This window comes from Falsiroseomonas algicola, from assembly GCF_011040385.1.
Classification (GTDB): Bacteria; Pseudomonadota; Alphaproteobacteria; order Acetobacterales; family Acetobacteraceae; genus Falsiroseomonas; species Falsiroseomonas algicola.
Window position 1 is genome coordinate 1 of the sequence record NZ_JAAIKB010000072.1, and the last position, 355, is coordinate 355.

Annotated in this window: 1 protein-coding gene; it reads left to right on the forward strand. The window is 70.7% G+C overall.

Annotated features, from left to right (window positions below; genetic code table 11):
* The coding region (locus G3576_RS32810) for an IS66 family transposase (RefSeq protein ID WP_164698344.1) at window positions 1–355 on the forward strand (355 nt) is incomplete at both ends.

Below are 355 nucleotides of genomic sequence, written 5' to 3' on the forward strand. Positions count from 1 at the left end.
ATGGCTATGCCGGCTTCAAGGCGCTGGAGAGATCGCGCAACGACGGCTCGGTCGTGCTCGCCTTCTGCTGGGCGCATCTGCGCCGGCGCTTCTTCGAGAGCCATGCCGGCACCGCCTCGCCCATCGCGGCCGAGGCCCTGCTGCGCATCGGCGAGATCTACGCCATCGAGCGCGAGATCCGCGGCCAGTCGCCTCCGCAACGCGTCGCCATCCGCCAGGCCAGCACCGCGCCACTCGTCGCCGCTATGCAGACCTGGCTACGGGCGCAGCTGAACCGGGTCAGCAGCGACAGCGCGCTCGCCAAGGCCATCCGCTACGGCCTGCGCCACTGGACCGGGCTGGAGCGCTTCCTGAC